This is a genomic window from Lysinibacillus sphaericus (assembly GCF_000600105.1).
In the GTDB taxonomy this organism is placed as follows: domain Bacteria; phylum Bacillota; class Bacilli; order Bacillales_A; family Planococcaceae; genus Lysinibacillus; species Lysinibacillus sphaericus.
This window is the reverse complement of the sequence record NZ_CP006837.1, coordinates 247,195-270,843: the sequence shown is the minus strand read 5'-3', so window position 1 is coordinate 270,843 and position 23,649 is coordinate 247,195. Positions and strand designations below refer to the sequence as shown.

Below are 23,649 nucleotides of genomic sequence, written 5' to 3'. Positions count from 1 at the left end.
TGCTGTTAAAGCATATTAAGACTGCAGTGTTAAAACACCGTCTTCCATGCGGTACACTCGGTCACAGTAAGTTAACATACGCTCATCATGCGTTACCATGATAGCCGCCTTTTTACGCTTTTTAACCTCATTAGAAATTAGCTGCACAACTTCGAAAGCACGCTTAGAATCTAAACTAGCTGTTGGTTCATCTGCTAAAATCACACTTGAATCATTCATAAAAGCTCGGGCTATTGCTACACGCTGACGCTCTCCCCCAGATAGCTCATTTGGGAATTTTTTAAGCTTTTTTTCTAGTCCTAAATCTGCCAACAATTGCTTTGCAAACTGCTGATCAGTACTTGATACTTTACCTGCCATTTTTTTTACTAGCAGTAGTTGATCTAGTACATTTAAATAAGGAATTAGGTTAGATGTTTGTAAAATAAACCCTATTTCATTTAGACGGAATTTAGCAAGTTCTTTCTCCTTTAGCGTCTCAATTTTTTTACCATTGACGATGACACTACCTGAAGAGGGCTGTAACAAGGCTCCAACTGCCGATAATAATGTACTTTTGCCTGAACCCGATGGACCAATAATGGCTACTATTTCACCTGCATCTACTTCCATTGACACATTGTTAAGAGCTGTAATTGTTGAACTGCCTTCGTCATAGGTTTTTGTCATATTTCTCACTTCTAAACGTTTCATCTACTCCACTCTCCCTAATGCTGTTAATGGATCTACTTTAGATACTTGGCGAACACATACAAACGAACTTAACACACTGATTAATAAAAGTGCGAAACCGTAAAGTACAACAAGGGTAGGGTCTAAATTAAATGGCATGTCTTCCGGGAAAACTAGTGCTGTTAAATATGTAAGCACTACGCCTACTAAAATACCTACTAAAGAAATGACAAACACTTGGGAAACAATTGCCTTTGTGATAAAACTATTTTTTGCACCAATGGCTTTCATTACACCAAATTGTTGTGTCTTTTGAATCGTTAAAACATAAAAGAAGACCGCGATGACAAACGCAGAAATAGCAACGAGAAACACTAACATCATGACAATCGTCCCGTTTTCTTCCATATATCCTGGCATTCCATTAATTGCCTGACTTTTCGTTGCGGTTTCGATGCCCCCGATTATTTCACTAAAATTCTCTGCATCTAAGTTAGGTGCCTGTATCGCTATCGCATTTACTACATCTTCAATGCCGTTATTGGCACCTGGTGCAGCAAATTGATAGGCTCTCCATTGTTCTACTGTGCTGAATAGTACTGGTAAATGGTTATATGTTTCGTTTTCAACAAAGCCGACAATTTTTAATACAATTGTGGAACTGTCCATTTTGATTTCGTCACCAATTGCATAGCCTTTGTCTTGTAACGTTTTATTGGCTAAAACGCCATTTTGAATGTTTTTATCTAACTTCTTACCTTCTATTACTTTGGGTTCGATAAACGACCCAGGTTCAATCCCTAGAAGTGCAATATCTGTTTTTTCATCGATACCCTTCTTAGAAACAGCCGCCATTGCAGAGCCAAATAGTGCACTATCTTCTACTTTACTTTGTGCATCAATCTTTTCTTTTAAAGATGCGGAAATTAAAGATTTACTAAATTTTGAACCTGAACCCTCCTCGTATACTACATAATGCGCATCTAGATTTTTAATAGAAGCTGCACTTAATGTCGAAAGTCCATTTCCAAGCCCTGACAAAATAAACGTTAACCATGCTATTAATACAATAATCATTGTAATCATTGAGTAGCGTAACTTTGCATGTTTAATTTCTTTTAAAGCTAAAAACATCGATCGTTTCCTCCTATTATCTTTATAAGTTACACATGTGTCACTTTTAAATAAAAAAGTACACATACGCAACTAGTATTATACTCATTAGTTACACATGTGTCACTTATTTTTACCTCTCACACCGTTTAAAATTAATAGTTTCGTAAAGTTAAAAAACTGTACTTCATCCATTTGACTATGATTTGGAATATTAATACTCTGAAAAATAAATCCAAGGACAAGATCATTAGGAATATCAGCATCCACAAACCCTTCTTTTTTTCCTTGTTGGACGATACGCATTAAAGGTCCATACATATTAAAATGCATCGCTGACAGCTTTTCTTTTTTTTCTTGCATGTGAGGTTTATTGGTTGTTGGGATAATTTCAGCAATACCTAATAGTAAATGTAAATCCTTTGAACGAAAAATACTATGCAATAACTCGTCTAATTGGTCAAGATAAGATAACTCCGCAGGAATTGATAATAAATCTTTTACACTTTTATCCATCTCATGTAACATAAAATCCATCAGTAGTTCATCTTTATTTGTATAGTATTTATAAATGGCAGCTCTTGAAACTTCTAATGATTCAGCTAGTCGAGCAATCGTAAATCCTTCATAGCCAACAGCTAATACCAATTTTTTCGATTCCAAGAATAAATCGAGCGTACTAAACTTACGATCGCGGCCCATATATTCCTCACTCCCTACACGAATTGTTGGATACTTTTAGCATACGCTACAATTAAATAGTTCACAATAATTACGGTACTTTCTATTAGTGAAATAAACACTAGAAAATAACTGCACTGCTAGTATTTTGTTTTATCTAGTCGCATAAGTAGTTAATTCAGCAGAAATTTCACCTTTTTTTATTAATGATTTCCGATATTGAAAAACAAACGTTAGGGCATACTTTGAATGGCTAATACGAATTAGCCCTCGCGTAGATTAGAGTTAGACACTTTAATTTTACACAAAACTTTTTACATATCAAAAGCTAATTAAAATCTATTGGAGCTAAGTTTGGAAACTATATGGCATCTACCAATTAAATTCAAATGACAAATTATTCTAAAATAATATTTCCCAAAAATTTTAAACATTCTTCTATTGATTGCTATAAAGGCAGTAATAACAAGGATCAAAAAACCTGTTATTACTGCCTAATTCATTGTTATGCTATGTTATCTTATTGATATGATGGCTATTACTTACGTTAACACAAGATAAATCATCTGAATATAAGTATGCATACCAATGTATATACTATTTTATTTATGTGTTAGATTTGCCTTATAATTTAAATAAAAAAAGGGAGTGACAAGATGAGCAAATTTGTAAAAATATTTGTTGTGGTATTTTTATATTTCTATATGGTGTTTTATTTAGGATATTATGAATTACATCCTATCTTCTTTCTTGCTAGTATTTTATTTTTTCTAGTTATCATTCTTAGTTTTCGTTTTAAACAACACTATATCGTTAATATTCTGTTTATCCTTGCCCTTATTAGTCTTGCCATGATATTTGCAATATCATATCATTTTGAAATAGGTATTTTCTTATTTTTTTCATTAGTCATACTATTATATATTTATTGTCTTGTACTTATTTCAAATCAGAAAAATCAAAATAATCAATGAATAGAGGGGCGTTTAAAAAAGAGTCTCATGGAGACTTTTTTATCTAGGAATATTATAAAAACCATTAACACAGTTATTATAATAATAGAACCATTGACCAATAGCCCAAGCATTAGCTGCAAGTGCTACAGGACCTGCAATATTCTTTAAGATGATTTGTGCTGTTTTCCAAGAAAGTAATGTACCTATAGCTAATCCACCACCGCTGAAGGCACTTATTAACCACCCAACAAGAGTACCATTTTCCGTAGATCTTAAACTGTCAACATTTCGCGTATAGTAATTATATGCATTTCTATCCTTTGGAGACCCTGTTGTAATATTAACTGTACGTGTTTTTAGATTTGCATAATCTGCATAACCTATATTCCTTATATGATTGGTTGTATAACTAATTCCTAAAACGGATACCAACGATTTATTAGATGTTATATAAGCGCTAGAAGCAAATCGGTAATTCGTGAAATTCGTAGCTGCGAAGTTAGTATGGTTGAACATTATTGAAACTTCTTGTTGTGATAAGTCTTTGAAATCAATTACATCTTGTTCAATTATTTTATCATCCTCTACTACAGTGACGAAATGTTGCAAAAGCTCATTTGTTTCCTTATTAAATACTTTGGTGTCAATTTCTTGGGTATCTTCATCAATTATTTTTACTGTCTCAATGTAATGGATTTCTTGACCACCTACTTTTACAATATATTCAGATCGTTCTTCTGTATCAGTAATAATTTTGAAATTATCAGAATAATAAGTTAATTCTGAAGCTAAAGTTTTTGTAGTTGGGGTCGCAAATGCTAAAGTACTTATTACTAGAGTAAAGCTTAATAAAGTAGAAACAATTTTTTTCATCTTATGTAAACCTCCTACTAAAATACTTTAATGAGTATATTTTAATGTAAATAATATAGATAAGTAAAGAAATATGATAGAAAAGAACTACAAAAATAGAATCCTAAAAAGTTTTATTTTTGGTAAAAAATTCAAAATATTGTACTAGCACAAGTGGAGGCAGGAAGTGTAAGAGGGTTTTAGTACTCTTACCGAACAAATCAATAGTATCTATTCTATAGCAAATAAATATTGTAAGAAAAAAACCCTTACAACTGTAAATAGTTGTAAGGGAAACGCTATGCTTAGTATGCTAAGCCGAATAATGCTTTAATGTGTGTGAGATAGCGAATGTTAGACGCTTCTTTCATAAGTGTTGCAGGTAGACCTTTAAGTTGTGTGTTGCTAGCACCAATAGTCGCAACTGCATCTTTACGTCCTAAGCTTGCAAGTGTACCAGAGTTAACTGCAGAGAATGTTTTCATCTCTTGGTTTTTGTATTGTGCAAATAAATTGTATCCTGCACATTCACCCATTTGCCAAGCAACTTGTGCAGTTGGCGCATAAAGTGGACGTCCGCCGTCAGCTGGTAATGCCACAGAAGCATCTCCGATTACAAATACATCTTCGTGTGATGTAGATTGTAGGAATTCGTTGATTGTTGCTTTGCCACGGTCAGCAGCAAGGCCTGATTCAGCAACGATTGGAAGTGCAGCTACACCACCAGTCCAGATGAATGTATTGGCAACGATTGACTCACGGTCTTTAAGTGAAATAACGTTACCATCAACACCCGTTACTGGAGTACCTGTGATAAATTCTACACCGCGTTTTGTTAAGCTTTCCGTTGCACGTTCAATTAGTACATCTGGAAGTACTGGTAAGATTTTAGGACCAGCTTCAACTAGCTTAATTTTAAGATCTGCAAAGTTTACACCGTGTTGTGCTGCGATTTTTGGGAAGTTGTCCACGATTTCACCAACAAGCTCAACACCTGTTAAACCGCCACCGCCAATAACGATTGTTGCATCTGCTTCATCTTTAGATTGTGCATATGCTTTAATACGATCTTCAATGTGTCGGTTAATTTTGTTTGCATCGTTAACAGATTTAAGTACCATTGAATTTTCTTCTAATCCTGGGATACCGAAGAAACCAGTTTGGCTACCTAAAGAAACAACTAATGTATCGTAAGATAAAGTGTAACCAGTATCTAGGTCAACCTTTTTAGTATCTACATTAAATTTCGTTACTTTAGCGATTTGTAAATCAATATCTAAACCTTTAAAGATTTTTTTAAGCGGTAGCGCTACTGCACCTTCTGCAATAGTACCACCAGCTAAACGGTGAAGTTCAGTGATGATTTGGTGCGTTGGGAATTGGTTTACTACAGTGATTTTAGCTTCATCAGCTGATAAATACTTACGCGCTGTTAATGCAGTTAATACACCTGCGTAACCAGCACCTAAGATGACGATTTCTTTTGACATGATTAATTAATCCTCCGTCCTTACGAATTGAATATATCTCGAACTTTATTTTGATTTACGTTCAGCGTTAACTTGTAAAAATGCATTAACAAAACGGAAAACATTTTGAACTTGTGGGTCTTTTAACATTTTCACAAGACCAAATAAACCGATGACTTCTTGGCTTTCAGAAGCGCGATCTTTTGCTTCAATAGCTGTAGCTGCAAGTTGTTTAGCCGATCCTACTACTGGTCCAGCCATTTCTGTTACAGCACCAACAGTATCACTTTTTAACACTTCGTCGGTTGCAACTGCTTGCGCAAACTCATATGATTTAGTTAATAACGTCATCATTTCAGTTAGCTTTGGTAATTGTTCAACTAAAGTTGTTAGAGATTCTTGCACCTCAGGCTTTAATAGTTGGTCTAGTACATCTAATTGTTCTTGACTCACAGTTAATTGTTCAGACTGTGCTTGGTTATTCGTTTCTGACATTTTGAACTCTCCTTTGCCGTCACTAATACTATTTTTTATATTGCCTCCATGTAAAAAAGACCATTAAGCGATCTTCTTAACAGTCGTTACAGCGGATATCTTACATTCACCAGTCACAAGGGCTGGAAAGCGAATTTCATGATTTGTTACATATTTTCCATTTTGCACAAAGCGCATCACAATTCCATCCTTATCTTATCTTGGTGACATTACATCATCCATTATAAGACTGTTTGCGCATTATTTCAATCAACTATGGCACAATCTTTGAAAAATAGTTTAATGGTAAACTATTTTTAGCAGTCTGTACTCTTTTTCTGTTCTTTTTGGAAGAAAAATCAATATTAACCATGCGATAAAACAACTCAAACGCCATAAATTATGTTATTAGCTACAATTTTTCTCACTTTTCGATGGATAACCAAAAGAAAGCAATAATTTCTTTTGACGCCAAAGATACTGTGTCAAAAAGCCTTTTTCCTTCACCATCTTTAAAGTAGCCCACTGACATTAGCGCCATAAACGTATGGGCAAAAAATTCTGCATTCCCTTTGCGAATTGTCCCTTTTTCCATTTCACTTTGCATCGCTCGCTCAATCGTTTTATACATCTCATTTTCAGAAGCATGTACTTCTTTCAATTGCGTTTGTGATAGATTGATGGTCGCCTCTCGCATAAAGTTCTTCATATCAATATCAACAGTTGCTGATAAATGGACTTCAATCAGTTGCTCTAATCGATCTCTAAATGGAATCGGTTGCTCTAAAATTCGTTCAATATGATGTCTAATTCTATGCATCATTTCAACTAAGGCCGATGTATATAAATCCCCTTTAGTTGGGTAGTAGTAATAGATAGTGGCTTTTGTAACATTACAGGCTTTGGCAACATCATCCATGGACACGTTTTTGTAGCCATCCTTAATAAACAGCATGGTCGCTGTTTCTAAGACAATATCTTTTGTAGGTTTAGCCTTGTCATCATGGCGAGGTCTTCCTAGAACACGCGGTGATTGTTTCAACAAGATCGCCTCCTTATAATGTGTAGTACTAAACATATTATAACATATCAATACTTCTGTATTGATTAATTAACCTTCTAGTATATATAATTAGTGTACATTACATGAAACGGAGGTTTTCTAATGAAAAAACATCCACTTGAGCAATGGGGCTCAATGGTAGCCAGTAAAAAAGGGCGTTTTCTTGCACTTGGATGCTGGGTATTACTTGTTCTCGTCCTTTCGTTTGCTTGGCCGCAAATTAATAGCATCGAAAGTGAAACGGGTAAAAACTTGCCTGACACCGAAATGTCCGAGCAAGCAGCAGCCATTATTGCTGAAGAATTTCCAAATGATGCAGGTACACCTTTATTACTCGTTTGGCATAGAGAAAGCGGCCTAACACCAGCTGATTTTGGAGCTATCCAAAAGGTTTATGCAGAGCTAAATAGCAACCCTTTAGAGCATCAAACATTAGTTCCACCATACGATAAAATGCCACCACAGGCTTTATCAGCATCTGCATCTGACAACGGTTCTACAATTGTCACACCTGTTTTCTTTGAAAAAGATGTTGCCACTGATGTTTTACAAGAAAGTCTAGATACATTATCAAAAACAATGGATTCAAACAATGTTCAACTGGATCAAGATTTATCAAGCGACGCACTACATGTTCGCTATTCTGGACCAGTCGGTATTGCAACGGATGCTGTTAGCTTATTTTCACAAGCTGATGTAAAACTAATGATTGCAACCGTACTGCTTGTATTAGTGTTATTAATTTTAATTTATCGTTCGCCATTACTTGCCATTATTCCTTTAATTGTTGTAGGGCTTGCCTATGGTGTTATTAGTCCAACACTCGGTTTCTTTGCAGAGCAAGGATGGATTGACAAAGATTCACAAGCTGTATCCATCATGACAGTTTTATTATTTGGTGCTGGTACGGACTATTGCTTATTTTTAATTTCAAAATACCGTGAAATTTTACTTGATGTTGAAGATAAAGCGACAGCGATGAAGCTCGCTGTAAAAGAGTCGGGTGGCGCTATTATGATGAGTGCGCTTACCGTTGTTATTGGTTTAGCTACACTTAGTCTTGCCCATTATGGCTCATTCCAACGCTTCGCAGTGCCATTTAGCTTTGGCGTATTGGTAATGGGCATTGCTGCGCTAGTTGTTTTACCAGCAATCCTTGTGATTATAGGGCGAGTAGCCTTTTTCCCATTCACGCCACGTACAGAAGAAATGGCAAAAGCAAAGGGCAAAAAACAGCACAAACCTTCTCATAAAGTGAGTCATAAAATTGGACATTTTGTAACGCATAAGCCATGGATTGTTATTGCAGTCACTGTCTTGCTCCTTGGTGGCTTAGCGGCCTTTGTACCACGCATTCAATATACTTTCGACTTATTATCTTCTTTCCCAGAAGATATGCCATCACGTGAAGGCTTTACTTTAATAGAAGAGAATTTTTCACCTGGCGAGTTGGCACCTGTTCAGCTAGTAATTGATACGCAAGGCTCGGATGTTAATTTACAACAACAGCTTACAAAAATTCCATATATCGATAACGTGTCTGATGTACAAATTGGTACGAAAAATAATTCGATACAATTGTATGAATTATCATTGAATGCCAATCCGTATGCACAAGAGTCTTTAGAGCATATTCCGGAATTGAAAGCTGAAGTTGTTAAACTTCTTAAAGATTCTGGTATAAAAGATGCTGACTCACACGTATGGCTTGGCGGGGAAACAGCAAGCCAATATGATACAAAGCAAATTACCGAGCGCGATGAATCTGTTATCATGCCGACAATGATTGCTTTAATCGCATTATTATTATTTGTTTATTTACGTTCAGTAACAGCAACTGTTTATCTGCTTGCTACAGTTATTATTTCTTACTTTGGTGCGCTTGGTGCGGGCTGGCTTATTTTGCACCATGTCATGGGTGCAGAGGCAATTTCAGGCTCTATTCCGCTATATGCCTTTGTATTTTTAGTTGCACTTGGCGAGGATTATAATATTTTCATGATTTCTGAGATTTGGAAGAAACGAAAAACGAAGGACCATTTAACAGCGGTAGAAGAAGGCGTTGTGCATACAGGTAGTGTTATAACATCCGCAGGACTCATTTTAGCAGGTACGTTCGCGGTGCTTGCTACATTACCAATTCAAGTCCTTGTACAGTTCGGTGTTGTAACAGCAATCGGTATATTACTGGATACGTTTATTGTACGACCTTTACTTGTACCTGCCATTACAACGGTGCTCGGCAAATATGCATTCTGGCCAGGAGCGCTCTTTAAAAAAGGTCATTAAATGGTGACAGGCACTCAAACAATTTAGCATTTAAAATCCCACCGACAGTTTGATCGGTGGGATTTCTTTGTCTATCTTAATTTGTTGGTTTTTTTAAATCCATCGTAGCTGCTGCACTTTCAACTTTTACACGTTTTAAGAAGAACGCTAGTATTAGTGCTAGTACCGTCACAAAAGCAGCGATTAAGAAAGAATGTGTAATGCCGTCTAGTAAAGCTGTTTGCATAATTTGCTCTTTCATTTGTTGCATTTGCTCCGCTGTTGGTGCAACACCAGATTGAGCTGCATGTGCTTTAGCCTCTGCAATTAAATCTTCTGCTGTTGATTTTGTACGGTTATTCATAAATGTAACTAATACCGCACTACCAATAGCTCCAGCTACTTGTTGCAAAGTATTATTAATAGCTGTACCATGTGGATTCATCATCTGTGGTAATTGGTTTAAACCATTTGTCATAATTGGCATCATAACCATCGACATACCAAACATCCGAATTGTATACATCGATACGATAAATGTATAACTAGAATCCATCGCTAATTTCGTTAAGCCGAAAGTAGCCATTGTTGTTATTGTTAGACCGATTATCGCTAATATACGCGGTCCAAATTTATCGAAAAGTTTACCAGTAATCGGAGACATAATCCCCATTGCAAGGGCACCAGGAAGCATCATTAAACCGGCTTCGAATGGTTCAATCCCACGAATTGATTGTACATACGCAGGGGTTAAAATCATCCCCGAGAACATCGCCATTGAAACGATTACGGAAATCGCAGAACTTAATGCAAACATAGGATATTTGTAAATACGTAATTCTAATAAAGGCTGATCCATACGTAGTTGTTTAAAGATGAAGATAATTAAAGCAGCAAACCCCACTATAATCGTACCGTATACCCAAGGACTCGACCATCCTTTGTCACCTGCCGTACTGAAACCGTATAAAATTCCACCAAACGCTACTGTTGATAATAATACAGAAGGAACATCTAAGTGTACTTCACGTGTTTCCATTACATTGTCTAATTTCCAAATACCAAATAGTAGACTAATAATGGCAAATGGTATAATCATTTGGAACAACATACGCCAATCATGATGTTCAACGATATAACCAGATAATGTCGGACCTATTGCTGGTGCTGCGATCATAACTAAACCGAAAATACCCATTGCCGCTCCACGTTTTTCTTTTGGGAAGCTAGTTAGCATGACGTTCATTAATAATGGTGACATACTAGCAGCCCCTGCCGCTTGCACCATACGCCCTGCCAATAACATGCCAAAGTTTGGAGCAAAGCCAGCCATAATTGTACCTATCGTAAAGATAGACATTGCCGTAATAAATAAATGTCTATTTTTAAAGCGCGTCACAAAGAATGCTGATGCAGGTACTAAAATACCGCTGACCAGCATATATCCAGTTGCAAGCCATTGTACCTTTGCATACGTAATACCAAAATCTTTCATGATTGTTGGCAACGCAACATTTAACAATGTGTTGTTAAGAAAAGCAACAAAAGCACCCACGAACAAAATAGCAATCATACCATAAGGGGGCTTTTTCATTGTTAAGTCATTATTCATTTATATCCCTCTATTCTCTCTTGTTGTTTACGATAAAACTTATTTTATACTCGCAGTCTACTTTTTTCAAGAATTAAGATTAATAAATTTCAAAACGTTGATATAATAGCGTTTACATTGTAGAATACTAGTATAATAACTTTAAAAAGGTGAGGTCATGAATAAAAGAAAAAGACAAATAATTACTGCAGCTCGGGAACTTTTTATAGAAAAAGGTTTTTTAGATACATCCATTAACGATATTATTAGTGCGGCCAAAGTTTCAAAGGGCACTTTTTATAATCATTTTGTTTCTAAAAATGAATGTTTGATTGCCATTTTAGATGAGGGACGTGAGGAGGCTAGTAATCGTCGACACGAGCTTCTTTATGGAAAGGATCCCACTGATTTAGAAATATTAACACAGCAAGTGGCAGTGTTGATGCATGTCAATCGCGAGCATAATCTCGTACAAATTTTCGAATCGATTTTCCATTCACGGGATAGTGAACTTAAAAAAATCCTTTTGAATTATCACTTACAAGAATTAGAATGGCTTGCCAATCGACTTGTCCAAGTTTTTGGTGAAGAAATTAGACCGATGAGCTATGAATGTGCCGTACAAACATTGGGGATGGTGAACCTTTCCTTACGTGCAGTCCTAATAGCGGACTACAAATATATAAACCGCGAAGCCATTGTACGAGTAGCATTACGCAATATAAGTGTCATTATACCTACTATGCTTGAATCCAATGAAGTCCTTATAAGTGCTGAAATGTTTAATGCAATACAAAACGTAATTAATTATCAACAAGTAAGTAAAGATGTCGTCATTGACCAATTAGCAGGCTTTACTAAGGGGCTGTCAGAAGATGACACGCTTGAAGGTTTTGAATATGCAACATTTCTTTTAGAGGAATTGCAGCAACAAAAACCAAAACTCTTTATTATTGAATCCTTGCTCACCCCTTTCAGAAAAGCATTCGTTGGAACGGAACATGCTGCTGAAGCACGTGATATTGCCAATAGTCTATGGCGCTATGTAAAAATGCAACAACCATCAGAGCAATGTAAAAAGTAATCAAAAACCCCCGATTAGCAATGCTAATCGGGGGCTTTAGTGGTGCCAGTCACCCAAACAATTTTAACGATTTACTTTACGGTCTTTCGGGCCTACCCAGAAGCCAATTATAATACTTAAAGCAACCACTAGAAACGGTGCATAAAAAATAATAAATTGATTCACTGTAAAACCTCCTATACGTGATGATTCCGTTTACCACAAGCATAATCACGATCAAATACAAACCATTTCATCACTAAATAAAGTGAAGGTATGAGTAAAACAAGACCACCAATAAAGGCAATGACCAATGCTATGGCCATCGATTCATTTGTAAAACTATCATGAACCGATAAATATGGGTACAACAAGTAAGGATAATGAGAAATGCCATAGCCGAAAAAGGCGAAGCCAAACTGTACGACCAATAATATAACGGCTAGCCCATATTTTTTCTTAACGCCTAAAAGGATTAAAGTCATGATAAAAAGAACACCTGACATGGCGAATAGCCACCATAAATTCAGCATATTTTCATAGTGTGCAGGATTGTGCCCCTTTAATTCCACCATAATCCCGATAACACTTGCAACAAGTGGAATTGACCAGCCAAGTGCATATTTTCTCATTAAATCGGAAGCGTGTTCATCGTTCGCTCTTTTACCGTACCAAGTTAAAAATACTGCGGAAATATACAGAACCGCTACAACACTTAACAACACGATTGACCAAGTTAAAGGACTAGTAAAAAGTTTCGCAATTTCCAAATGAGGCTGATCCTTTACCATTGTTACGAATCCACCCTCGGAAATCGTCAATACAATGGAAAGGGATGCTGGGATAAATAAACCAGTGACACCGTACATTAGCTTATAGCCAATGTGTCCACTTTTTGCACTATAAGATTCAAATGCATAATAACTCCCCCGAATTGCAATTAAAATTAGAGAAATACTTACGGGCACTAGCAAAATTGTGCCATAATAGTAAGCTGATTGCGGAAAGAAACCAACAATACCTACAAAGAAAAAAACTAAGAAAACATTTGTAATTTCCCACACTGGTGATAAATAGCGTTTTATCACTTGTGATAAAATATGATCTTTCCCAATCATGACACTATAGGCATTAAAAAAGCCTGCCCCAAAGTCAATAGATGCAACGATGACATAACCAAAGAGAAATAACCATAGTACAGAAATGCCCAAAACTTCTAAGCTCATGGTTCTTCACAACCTTCAACTAATTTATGTTCTGCAAGTTCACGTTCAATTGGATTGTCACGGAACATCCGAATAAGCGCTATGATACTACCAATTGCTAAAACGATATATAAGCCCGCAAATAGAATTAACATCGTATCTACTTGCCCACTCGTAGTCGCACCTTCCGATGTTTTCATGTACCCTCTTAAAATCCATGGTTGTCGCCCTACTTCAGCTAACCACCAGCCCGCTTCTATTGCAATAAGTGCAAGTGGACCACCTGCAACAATTACTCTTTTAAATAGTTTAGACGAAACAAATTGCCAATTTCGCCATTTACCCAGAACATAAACAGCTGCCACTACAATTAATAACGTGCCAATCATCACCATTACATCGAATAAATAGTGAATATAGAGTGGTGGTTGTTCATCTTTCGGAAATTGATCAAGCCCCGTCACTTCTGCAAACGGATTATTATGCGCTAATACACTTAAAGCATAAGGTATTTTAATAGCGTATTTTATGTCTTCTCCATCCAATACACCAAATAAAACAAGGGAAGCGTCTTCTTCCGTTTCAAAATGCCATTCTGCTGCTGCTAATTTTTCAGGTTGATATTCCGCTAAATATTTGCCTGAAAAGTCTCCTACTACAAGTGCTGCCAGTGAAAAGACTAACCCTAATTTCATTAGTAAATACAGCGCTTTTTTATGATATACGTGCGCAGACCCTCGTAGCATGCGATAGGCAGCAATGGAAGCTAATAAAAAAGCTGCCGTCATATAAGATGTTACTAAAACGTGCGCTACCTTTGTCGGCATTGCCGGATTAAACATGGCTAGTACGGGCTGAATATTGATTAGCTCCCCATCCACAATATCAAATCCTTGTGGTGCATTCATAAAGGCATTCACGATTGTAATAAATACTGCTGACATAGAAGCACCAATGGCTACTGGTACTAATAATAGTAAATGTCTCTTCGGATTTTTGAAGCGATCCCATGTATACAAATACAACCCTAAAAAAATGGCTTCAACGAAAAACGCGAACGTTTCCATAAATAGTGGTAGAGCAATAATTTGACCAGCTAATTCCATAAAGTTTGGCCATAATAAAGAAAGTTGCAAGCCAATTGCAGTTCCTGTCACAACGCCAATTGCTACTGTAATAACAAATCCACGTGCCCAACGTCGAGCGAGTAATAAATAATGCTCATCATTATTTTTAATCCCAACCCATTGAGCGATCATAATCATCAGCGGTATACCAACACCAATTGTTGCATAAATAATATGGAAAGATAATGTTAATTCGGTTAAGGCACGGCTCCAAAATACAGCTGAATCATTCATATTTATACATCTCCTAGCTACTAAATATTCTCCCGACAAATGACATCAACATTATCCCAGCTATTACAAAACTAATAATGATTAACTTTTTTTCTTGGGATTTATATGCAATACGATTTTGTTGTTTATTTACCACACGAATCAACCCATTGATTCCTCATAAAATTGCATCTCCTTTTTCTTCTATGCCACCAGTATAAGCAACCCAACTTTTTAGAAATATAGGGGTTTTCCACTATAAAAAAACGACATTGACAACTTTGTGAATAGCATGACACTTTCTATTTACATAAAAAAGATCACTCCAACAACGAGTAATCTTCTTCATTCATATTTTGTTTGTGGCATTAACTAATGAACAGTCCCACCCCAAATAATTAAAAAACCGCTAAGAAGCATGAGCCTCTAGCGGTTTTTTAATGGTTAGCTTGTATGATTAAACATTGTTAGCATAAGGGCAATTTTTCAAGAAATTTTAATTCAAAGATAGTACCATTATTATCTGAATGAACGCATATTGTTCCATTATGCAAATCAATCAGTTGTTTCGTAATGGCTAAGCCAAGACCTGTGCCCGTTGCATCATCTGTTGTATTTGTACCACGATAATAGCGTTCAAAAAGATTGTCTAATTCATCTTGTGGAATACCTGGACCTTGGTCTGTAATCGTTAGCTTAATGCCTTTTTCTATATTTTGAGCCTCTACAAGAACCTTCGTACCTTCTGGTGTGTATTTTTTAGCATTGGTAATTAAATTATCTAAGATGCGCTTTAATAAAAGCTCATCTGCTTCAAGCATTACGTCCCCATATACTTTGATTGATACTTGCTCATCTGCAAATTGGGGTAACCATGTGGCAAGTGCTAATGATACTTTCTCGAGCTGGATTGCTTTATTCTTTAATTGATAAGAATACGTTAAATCTTGTATAAGTAAATCCATATAGTTGGCTTTTTCACGCATTGTATTCGCAAATATTCGCATCTCTTCTTTCGTCCATTCATACTCTTCGGAAGCAAGCATTGTAGAATACCCATAAATCGAGCTTAATGGTGTCTTTAAATCATGCGACAAACCCGTTATCCATTCCTCTCGTAGTTGCTCGGATTGCTGAATTTGTCTTTCGTTGGAAGCAAGACGTTCAGATAAATGATTAAGCGATTCATCAACAGGTTGGAATAACTTAAATTTCCTTTTCAATTTACCTGTCTTTTGATGATGGATTTTATTATCACTTACTTCCCTATAATCGAACTGCGTTAGTCGTTCAATACGAGAGATTACATATACAAGGGGCCGTACAAATTGACGTGAAATGCTCATGGATAACAAAATAATTCCTACCAACAAAATACTATGCCCGCCAAAAAATATAGACACAAATAAAATCATTGCTTTATTAAAAGGCTCTTCAAATGGCTTATAGGAAGGGTTTGGCATACGTACTATTAGCGTTGAACCATCTTCTAATGACGTACTTTGCCTAAGCTCGGCCTGCTCAAAAATATCATATTTTTCATCTAGCAACTGCGGCTTATGCAATTTCTTATAATGCTCCCCGATTACCTTTACACGATTCCAACGCTCATTATAAATTTCAATCGCAATCTGATTAGCTTGTAAGCGTTCGAGTAGCTCCGAAGGGAATTCTTTCTTTTCACGAATCACCTGCAAGACCTCATTGAACATAGGCTGCAAAGGCGATGTAGGTAAAAACAACAAATAGTATTTGGGTATTTCCCACGTATGCATGCCTGGACGTTTAAGCGCCATAATTTCACGGTCCGTCATGCTACATAGCTCACAACTATCCCCTGTATAATCGACAATTTCCATGGCATTGTTCAATAAATATAACTGCCCTACATTTTCCTCTGCGCGTTTTTCTAAGAAATCTGCTATTTTTACGGATTTACCATTTTTCACAATTGCATTATCTTCGATTTCAAAAGAACTCATCGTATGGATGTTATCACCGACTCGTTCATTTATAAAAAGTCCAAAAACCACTAAACTAATAATGAAGCCCAAAATGATAAGTAAATAAAATATGATAAAGTAGGATACAAAACGCAGTGATAATTTCCCTGCCGGCTTCATACTTGATCATCTCCAACTAATTTATAGCCAATCCCTCTCACCGTAATAATGCAAGTTGGTTTACCAGGATTCCTTTCTATTTTTTCACGTAACTTGCGAATATGAACCATTACCGTATTATCGTCAAATAAAAAATCGCCCCACACACGTTCATAAATTTGTTCTTTGGATAATACTTGCCCCTCGTTTTCACATAAATACTTCAATAAGTAAAATAAACGACCGCTAATCAATTCCTTTTTTCCGTCTACAGTTATTTCTGCTGCATCTATATCAAAAGTAAAACGGCTACATGTGTAAACGTGACTTCCAGATACATTCTTTTGCTTCATATATCGAGTAAATTGGACTTTTACCCTTGCTACTAGCTCAAGCGGATTAAACGGTTTCGTAATATAATCGTCTGCGCCATTCATAAACCCTCGAAGTTTATCTGCATCACTGCTCTTGGCTGTTAAAAAAAATAGCGGTGCATCACTTTGCTTTCGAATAACTTCCGCCAAATCAAGCCCACTACCGTCTGGTAGCATAATATCTAATAAGTAAAAATCAAAAACATTTTGCTCGATCGCTTTTTTCCCATCTTCTATCGTCGTGCATAACGTAATATTTACAAAACCTTCTTTTCTTAAAATAATTTCAATCATTTCCGCAATGGCACGTTCATCCTCTAACACAAATATCGCCGCTTCTTGCACCTTGTCACCTACTTTTAAGATTACTTTAAGGTAGTCGTTAATTCACGATAAGCTTTCCCAACTACACTATATATAAGTTAACCAATAAAGGAGTTAAAAGGCAATGACAGCACATCGTGTACGCTTCATCGATGCAATGCGTGGATTTAGTTTATTTGGTATTTTAATGGCCAACTTGCTCATTTTTCAGTATGGAATGTATGGCAAAGAAAAGTTAGGTGATCTTTCCTTTCTTGATACAGGAGCTTTATATTTTGTAAAAATATTTATCGAAGGCTCATTTATGCCGATTTTCACTATATTATTCGGCTATTCCCTTATTAAAATGATACAGTCCGTTCGCAATAAAAAAGGCAAAAGTCGCTGGTCTATTTTACGTAGAGCGATAGGATTAATCGTTTTAGGCGGACTTCATGCAACATTTTTATGGGAAGGTGACATTTTACTGTTTTATGGATTTATTACATTATTTTTAATTCCATTTATAAATCGCAAACCAAAAACATTAGTTATTTGGGCTAGCGTATTGTTTGTATTAACAACCGCTTTAACTTATGGTTCAGATGAAATATCAGCAAAAGATGACAAAGAAATGGCCGTATATATTGATAAAGCAAATACTACCTATGCAAATGGTAGCTATCAAGAAATTTTCGACTTTCGATTAAACGTCATGCCTCCTGACATAGATGACCCAGTTATGATTTATATAATGATTTTATTTGCACCGTTATTTTTTGCACCATTATTTCTTTTAGGTATGGGGCTAGCGAAAAATCATGCATTTGAAAATATGCAAGATGAAAAGAAATGGTATATCCTCGGCTCATTATTTGTTCCAATAGGCATCACTTGTAAAAGCATTAGTTTTATCGATAGCCCATTTTCTTCTATGTTGCTCGTAGGTGGCTCAATGGTGTTAGCAGTTGGTTATATTTGTTTGGCCGCTCTACTATTTCATTTCCGACCTATTCAACGTCTGTCTATCGCTTTTGAAAGTGTGGGGAAATTATCGCTTACCAATTATTTATTACAAACGGTGATTTGTACGACCGTGTTTTACGGTTATGGACTAGGTTTATTTGGCAAATTGGGCGTTTTTGGCGGCGTTATTTTGGGAATTGCAGTATATAGTTTGCAATGCATTTTAAGCATTGTTTATTTAAAGAAATTTAAACGAGGCCCATTTGAAGCGTTGTTACGTATGTGGACAAATTGGTCTTGGACTGGACGCATTAAACAGAAAGGGAGTATGTCCTATGAATAGTGAAACGAAAGAAGATTTCTCAGACACTTGGTGGTTTCTTGGCATTTGTGCAACAGCAACTGTAGTCTTAACAATTTTTGCATTTTAAGCGTCATTATTTTCTTGGGAACTACCGTAAAATAAATAAATAAATACATGGCATCACACCTGCTAGATTTGTCATTCGTGTTCATACGTCCCCTGCTGTATACTTGATACATACAAACAGCTTAGGGGGCGTTTTAGTGCTTCAGCGAATAATTATTACAGGCTATAAACCACATGAGCTTGGCATTTTCAATGATAAACATCCTGGTATCTCCATTATCAAAAAAGCTTTAGAAAATCGCTTGAGAAATCTTTTAGATGAAGGTTTAGAATGGGTCATTATCAGCGGACAACAAGGTGTTGAAACATGGAGCGTAGAGGTTGTCTTAACATTAAAAGAGGAATTTCCTGACTTAAAATATGCAGTTATCACACCATTTTTAGAGCAAGAAAAAAATTGGCAAGAAATGAAACAAGAAAAATATTTGTCACTAGTAGCACAGGCAGACTTTGTAACAAGTGTCACGAAAAAGCCGTATGAGGCTCCTTGGCAGTTTACAGAGAAGGACAAGTTTATTATTCAAAATTCGGACGGTTTGTTACTTGTTTATGATGAAGAAAACGAGGGCTCTCCGAAGTATATCAAGCACTTGGCAGAAAAATATATGGAAACCCACGACTATACGCTTCTAACCATTAATTCCTATGATCTTCAAGTAATCGCAGAGGAAATGCAACAGCAAGATTGGTAGATTACCCTATCCCTCCCCTACAAGTTACATTTCTTCATTCTTCACTATAGATAAATATTGATATAATTTTCTGACAATTTTATAATAGAGAGAATAGTTAGGAATCTTGAAAGGAGCTGTTGACATTTGAATAGAAAAATCGAAATGACCCTTGAGTCTTCACCAGTGAATGTCTCACACGATACGTATCGCCGAGAGTGCCAGTATACGCGAGGAATTCATATTGAGGAACAGGAGTTTAAAGCCATTTTAAACTCGATGTGCCACGATTCGCGCTTATATTTTGATTTTCACAATCCACGTAAAGAGGTGAAAAAGGGAACTTATTTAAATGGACACTCCGGTTTAGCACGAAATATTTATGATTACTATAAAATTCATTACAACATTGAAGTAACTGACATTATAAACGGCAAAGACTTTTATGTAAAAATTATTTAACTGGGTGCCAGTCACTCAAACAATTCTCAAACAATTATCCTGAAAAACAAAAACTACACCATTACTTGTCTAGCAAGTTAGGTGTAGTTTTTAGTTTGCCAATTAATATCTTATTTCCACAATCCGTTTTGCACCATTTTTTCTTTATTACGGAAAGCAACTAAGACAGAAACAATATTCATGATTAACATAATTACAATAATATATAAAACAGCTGTGTAGCTTCCTGTGAAATCAAAAATATAGCCATACGCTGGAAGTGCAATAATTCCCGCTACTGCCAAACCGATTGAAACTGTCGAATAGATTTGACTGTAATTTTTATTACCAAATAAAGCAGAAGTAATAGCAGGCGCTAATGTTCCTATACAAGCTGTGACAAATCCGAAAAGACCAACAGCTACAACGATCGCAATTGTACTTTCAACAAAGAAGAGCAACAAAATCATAGACACTAAACCAATAGACATGGCGATAACAGTCGTATTTTTAGCACCAATTTTATCAATTAAATAACCGAAAATAATTGACCCTAACAGTACACCAACCATTAAAGCAGCCATCACATTACCAGTAAACTTCACACTAAATCCTTGATTTACAAGGTATGTTGGAATATGGATTGAAAAACTTGCTATTGATGTAATAATGAAGAAGAACAGAATTAACAATGAAAATGACAACGATTTTTTAGCATCCGCAAACGAGATTCCCGTATTGCTAGTATCCGTTTCTACTTTCTTCTCTACATTGTTATTGTCCACTGCACCATAAGGTAATAGCCCTTTTTCTTGTGGTGATTTTCTTAAAAATAGCATAATTGTTGGAACGATAATAATAATCGCTGCAACACCTACAATAATATATGCACTTCTCCAACCTTGAGTGGCAATTAAGTTACCAATTAAAGGTTGTGTAAACGCCCCGATTAAACCACCAGAAGCAGTAATAATACCTAATGCTAGTCCACTGCGTTGTTTAAACCATTGATTGACTAAAACAGGTCCTGCCAATACTGTAATTAATACGCCACCAACAGCTAATGGCATTGCAAGAATATACCATCCCCATACAGAGCTCATCATACCGAATAAAGCAAATGCACCCGCTTGTAAAATAATTGCAATGCTAAGTAACATACGTGTATCATACTTCGCCATTAACTTCCCGCCAATCGGTAAAAATACCATTGTAACGATAGATGAAATACTTAGATATAACGTTAAATTACCCAGACCTACACCAATGTCTTCAGATACTGGTGATAGGAATAGTCCTGCCGAACTGTTTAATCCTGACTTTGCTAAACCAACTGAAATACATAAACCTAGTAATACTAGCCATGCAAAGTGAAGCCTTTTCTTATTAGCACTCATTTCTCTATTTCTCCTTTTATATAAACGACTTTATTTTACACAAAACGTCAAATTTCGCCATTTGGATACCAATTGGCACATATGCAATGATTGAAAAGATATTTTGTTATATATTTGCATTACTTAACTTGTCCATTAGCTTAAGCTATTGCACATGGTTCAAGTAAGAACTACTTCATAAAAAGAATGAACGGCTTCCTTGTTTAAAGAACAAATGCAGAGGAATCCTTGTACATAGATTGTCTCCAAAAAGCTACTACTTTCTTTTTATTAAGTCTGCGGTAGCTTACTTGTCATAATTCTGCAAGCGAATTCGCAGTTGACCATTTATCCTCTAAAACCGCGCTGTATTAGACTTTATCCTGCTTTCTTGCCACATAATCACCTCCAATAAATGTGAAACTTTTGTGACCTGCAATTTATTTTAACATTAAACTGTTTAATATTAAATTAATTAATTTCACAGAAAATTTATTTATTGAACGAGAAATACTTGCCATAACATTTTCTCTCTAATTGAAAATTTATTTTTGCAATTTCAATATTGATTACGTAGGTAGTTCTAACTAACATCGGTAAAAATTAAAAATAATTCTTTACTACTTCCAGTTAAAATAACTATAATCAATCTTAATAACTAGTTTAAAGGTAAACAATCCCCTTAATTAGTGATTAATTACTATTTAAAAATAATAAATTAAACAGGAGGTCTTCAGTGCAATATGATTGAGCAATTAAAATTAATGGACTTGAAAAATAAAAACAAGCTGATGCTTTTCACTTATTTAGCTTCGACAATTTTAGGTTTACTCGGTACATTATCTTTAAAACCGGATTTTTGGATTATCTTTTTCTATAGTGTTCAAATAATTTTTTATCCTTTGTTATACATAGTCATTAATCGATATAAAAAAGAGTATGTCTTCCCCTACTTGATAGTAATCATTATGAATATCTTTAATATTAGTTTAGTCATGATTTATGGTGGGGAATTATCCACTGCTCTTTCTATTTTTTTCTTTGCTATCTTCTCTGCTGTTCAATTTAATGCCAAAATATTTAGCATCGGCTATAGTTTAGGATTTATAACGCTTGGTTTAATTTATCTCTTCCCTAAACCTGAATTTGCTAGTGAAAAAATGACTTCTTTTGTTATCATTTATTTGTTTATTGGATTTCTGTTAACAATCTTAATACGTATGAATCAAAATCAATTTAAAAAGTTACAAGCTTATAGTGAAATCGCAGAAGCTGATGCAAAAACAAAAGGAGAACATAAACTTCATTTAGAACGGGAAATCGCTATTATTGCTGAAAGCATTAGTAAAATTAACGAAAAAGTTCAATTTGGTTTAAGATCACAAGAGGAAATTCAACTAGCCATGAATGAAGTTTCATCAGGGAGTATGTTACAAAGTGAGCAAATATCTAAAATAGCGGACAGTGCACAAAGTAACTTAGCAGCAATCCATTCTATGAATGACATAACCGTTCGTTTAATAGATGACTCTATTCAATCTAGCAACTTAGCGGTTGAAGGACAAAATAAAATAAATCATCTTACAACAGAGATGAATAGTCTGCAAAATGTGATAACCAACTTAAGTGAAAACTTTAAAACTTTAACGGAAAAAATTGAAGAAACAAATCAGTTTGCCAATGATATTCAACAAATAACAGAACAGACAAATTTATTGGCATTAAATGCTTCTATTGAGGCGGCTCGTGCTGGGGATGCTGGAAAAGGATTCTCTGTTGTGGCGCAAGAAATACGAAATTTAGCGGATTTAACGAATAATCTTACTGTCAAAATCAGTGAAAATTTAACGGATGTCAATACAACGAATAAATTAGCACAGGTGAACATGACAAAAAGTAGCGACACATTGCATCAAAGTGTCGAATCTACAAAGTTAGTTAATTCAAACTTTATTCAATTAAGCGATATTTTACATTCATTAAAAATAAAATTTAATGAATTTGAGCATTTATCAAATGAAGTAGCTGTGAACAGCAAAAATGTTGACTCGTCGACAAATGATTTTGCTGCCATTATTGAGGAAGCCACTGCCACCTTACAACAAATGAATGCATCAATTGAAAACATCACAGCTGACAACCATATTATTGCAAAGTACATTGATGACACAGCCAAAAGCACTGAAAACATAAAAAATACTTATTGACTGTACAAAAGAGAAAAAGTGCTAGATTGACT

General features: G+C 35.5%; 20 protein-coding genes. 6 read left to right on the top strand and 14 right to left on the bottom strand.

Annotated features, from left to right (window positions below):
* Positions 1 to 15: 15 nt before the first annotated feature.
* From T479_RS01230 to T479_RS01195, 7 genes are all read right to left on the bottom strand, one after another.
* Positions 16 to 693, bottom strand: a complete 678-nt coding sequence (locus T479_RS01230) for an ABC transporter ATP-binding protein (protein ID WP_025218408.1) — start codon at positions 691 to 693, stop codon at positions 16 to 18.
* Positions 694 to 1,806, bottom strand: a complete 1,113-nt coding sequence (locus T479_RS01225; protein ID WP_025218407.1) for an ABC transporter permease — start codon at positions 1,804 to 1,806, stop codon at positions 694 to 696.
* A 102-nt stretch (positions 1,807 to 1,908) separates the two neighbouring features.
* Positions 1,909 to 2,487 (bottom strand): TetR/AcrR family transcriptional regulator, encoded by a 579-nt coding sequence (locus tag T479_RS01220; protein WP_025218406.1) that lies wholly within the window; start codon positions 2,485 to 2,487, stop codon positions 1,909 to 1,911.
* Positions 2,488 to 3,479: 992 nt separating this feature from the next.
* Entirely contained in the window at positions 3,480 to 4,295 is an 816-nt protein-coding gene (locus T479_RS01210) for a hypothetical protein (protein WP_025218404.1), read from the bottom strand.
* 284 nt (positions 4,296 to 4,579) lie between these two features.
* Positions 4,580 to 5,764, bottom strand: a complete 1,185-nt coding sequence (locus T479_RS01205) for an NAD(P)/FAD-dependent oxidoreductase (protein WP_024360862.1) — start codon at positions 5,762 to 5,764, stop codon at positions 4,580 to 4,582.
* 45 nt (positions 5,765 to 5,809) lie between these two features.
* Positions 5,810 to 6,238 (bottom strand): helical membrane plugin domain-containing protein, encoded by a 429-nt coding sequence (locus T479_RS01200; protein ID WP_024360861.1) that lies wholly within the window; start codon positions 6,236 to 6,238, stop codon positions 5,810 to 5,812.
* A 403-nt stretch (positions 6,239 to 6,641) separates the two neighbouring features.
* Positions 6,642 to 7,259, bottom strand: a complete 618-nt coding sequence (locus T479_RS01195; RefSeq protein ID WP_036204619.1) for a TetR/AcrR family transcriptional regulator — start codon at positions 7,257 to 7,259, stop codon at positions 6,642 to 6,644.
* A gap of 123 nt (positions 7,260 to 7,382) precedes the next feature.
* Between T479_RS01195 and T479_RS01190 the strand changes: the two genes are divergently transcribed.
* Positions 7,383 to 9,569, top strand: coding sequence for an MMPL family transporter (locus T479_RS01190; RefSeq protein ID WP_024360859.1), 2,187 nt, complete (start codon positions 7,383 to 7,385; stop codon positions 9,567 to 9,569).
* 76 nt (positions 9,570 to 9,645) lie between these two features.
* Here the strand turns inward: T479_RS01190 and T479_RS01185 are convergent, their stop codons facing one another.
* A complete protein-coding gene (locus T479_RS01185; protein WP_025218403.1) occupies positions 9,646 to 11,160 on the bottom strand; it encodes a DHA2 family efflux MFS transporter permease subunit in 1,515 nt (504 codons plus the stop codon).
* A 157-nt stretch (positions 11,161 to 11,317) separates the two neighbouring features.
* On the opposite strand from T479_RS01185, the gene T479_RS01180 reads away from it, so the two are divergent.
* On the top strand, positions 11,318 to 12,223 hold the full coding sequence (locus T479_RS01180) for a TetR/AcrR family transcriptional regulator (RefSeq protein WP_024360857.1): 906 nt from the start codon (positions 11,318 to 11,320) through the stop codon (positions 12,221 to 12,223).
* A gap of 63 nt (positions 12,224 to 12,286) precedes the next feature.
* Here T479_RS01180 and cydS read toward each other — a convergent pair whose 3' ends face one another.
* From cydS to T479_RS01160, 5 genes are all read right to left on the bottom strand, one after another.
* A complete protein-coding gene (gene cydS, locus T479_RS24325; RefSeq protein ID WP_371830855.1) occupies positions 12,287 to 12,388 on the bottom strand; it encodes a cytochrome bd oxidase small subunit CydS family protein in 102 nt (33 codons plus the stop codon).
* Positions 12,389 to 12,399: 11 nt separating this feature from the next.
* Positions 12,400 to 13,428, bottom strand: coding sequence for a cytochrome d ubiquinol oxidase subunit II (locus tag T479_RS01175; protein ID WP_024360856.1), 1,029 nt, complete (start codon positions 13,426 to 13,428; stop codon positions 12,400 to 12,402).
* Positions 13,425 to 14,768 carry a cytochrome ubiquinol oxidase subunit I gene (locus T479_RS01170; protein WP_024360855.1) on the bottom strand — a complete coding sequence of 448 codons (1,344 nt, stop codon included), beginning with the start codon at positions 14,766 to 14,768 and terminating at the stop codon, positions 13,425 to 13,427. The genes T479_RS01175 and T479_RS01170 overlap by 4 nt, the downstream gene beginning before the upstream one ends.
* A gap of 446 nt (positions 14,769 to 15,214) precedes the next feature.
* A complete protein-coding gene (locus tag T479_RS01165) occupies positions 15,215 to 16,870 on the bottom strand; it encodes a sensor histidine kinase (RefSeq protein WP_025218402.1) in 1,656 nt (551 codons plus the stop codon).
* On the bottom strand, positions 16,867 to 17,568 hold the full coding sequence (locus T479_RS01160) for a response regulator transcription factor (RefSeq protein WP_024360853.1): 702 nt from the start codon (positions 17,566 to 17,568) through the stop codon (positions 16,867 to 16,869). Before T479_RS01160 ends, T479_RS01165 begins: the two co-directional genes overlap by 4 nt.
* 103 nt (positions 17,569 to 17,671) lie before the next feature.
* Between T479_RS01160 and T479_RS01155 the strand changes: the two genes are divergently transcribed.
* From T479_RS01155 to T479_RS01145, 3 genes are all read left to right on the top strand, one after another.
* The gene (locus T479_RS01155) at positions 17,672 to 18,835 is read left to right on the top strand and encodes a DUF418 domain-containing protein (protein WP_025218401.1); all 1,164 of its coding nucleotides are present in this window, start codon (positions 17,672 to 17,674) and stop codon (positions 18,833 to 18,835) included.
* A gap of 224 nt (positions 18,836 to 19,059) precedes the next feature.
* Positions 19,060 to 19,614: an SLOG family protein gene (locus T479_RS01150; protein ID WP_024360851.1), complete on the top strand. Its 555-nt coding sequence runs from the start codon at positions 19,060 to 19,062 to the stop codon at positions 19,612 to 19,614.
* A 126-nt stretch (positions 19,615 to 19,740) separates the two neighbouring features.
* Positions 19,741 to 20,055 (top strand): hypothetical protein, encoded by a 315-nt coding sequence (locus T479_RS01145; protein WP_024360850.1) that lies wholly within the window; start codon positions 19,741 to 19,743, stop codon positions 20,053 to 20,055.
* Positions 20,056 to 20,165: 110 nt separating this feature from the next.
* Here the strand turns inward: T479_RS01145 and T479_RS01140 are convergent, their stop codons facing one another.
* Positions 20,166 to 21,431: an MFS transporter gene (locus tag T479_RS01140; protein WP_024360849.1), complete on the bottom strand. Its 1,266-nt coding sequence runs from the start codon at positions 21,429 to 21,431 to the stop codon at positions 20,166 to 20,168.
* Positions 21,432 to 22,153: 722 nt separating this feature from the next.
* Between T479_RS01140 and T479_RS01135 the strand changes: the two genes are divergently transcribed.
* Positions 22,154 to 23,617: a methyl-accepting chemotaxis protein gene (locus tag T479_RS01135; RefSeq protein ID WP_025218400.1), complete on the top strand. Its 1,464-nt coding sequence runs from the start codon at positions 22,154 to 22,156 to the stop codon at positions 23,615 to 23,617.
* The last annotated feature ends 32 nt before the right edge of the window (positions 23,618 to 23,649 follow it).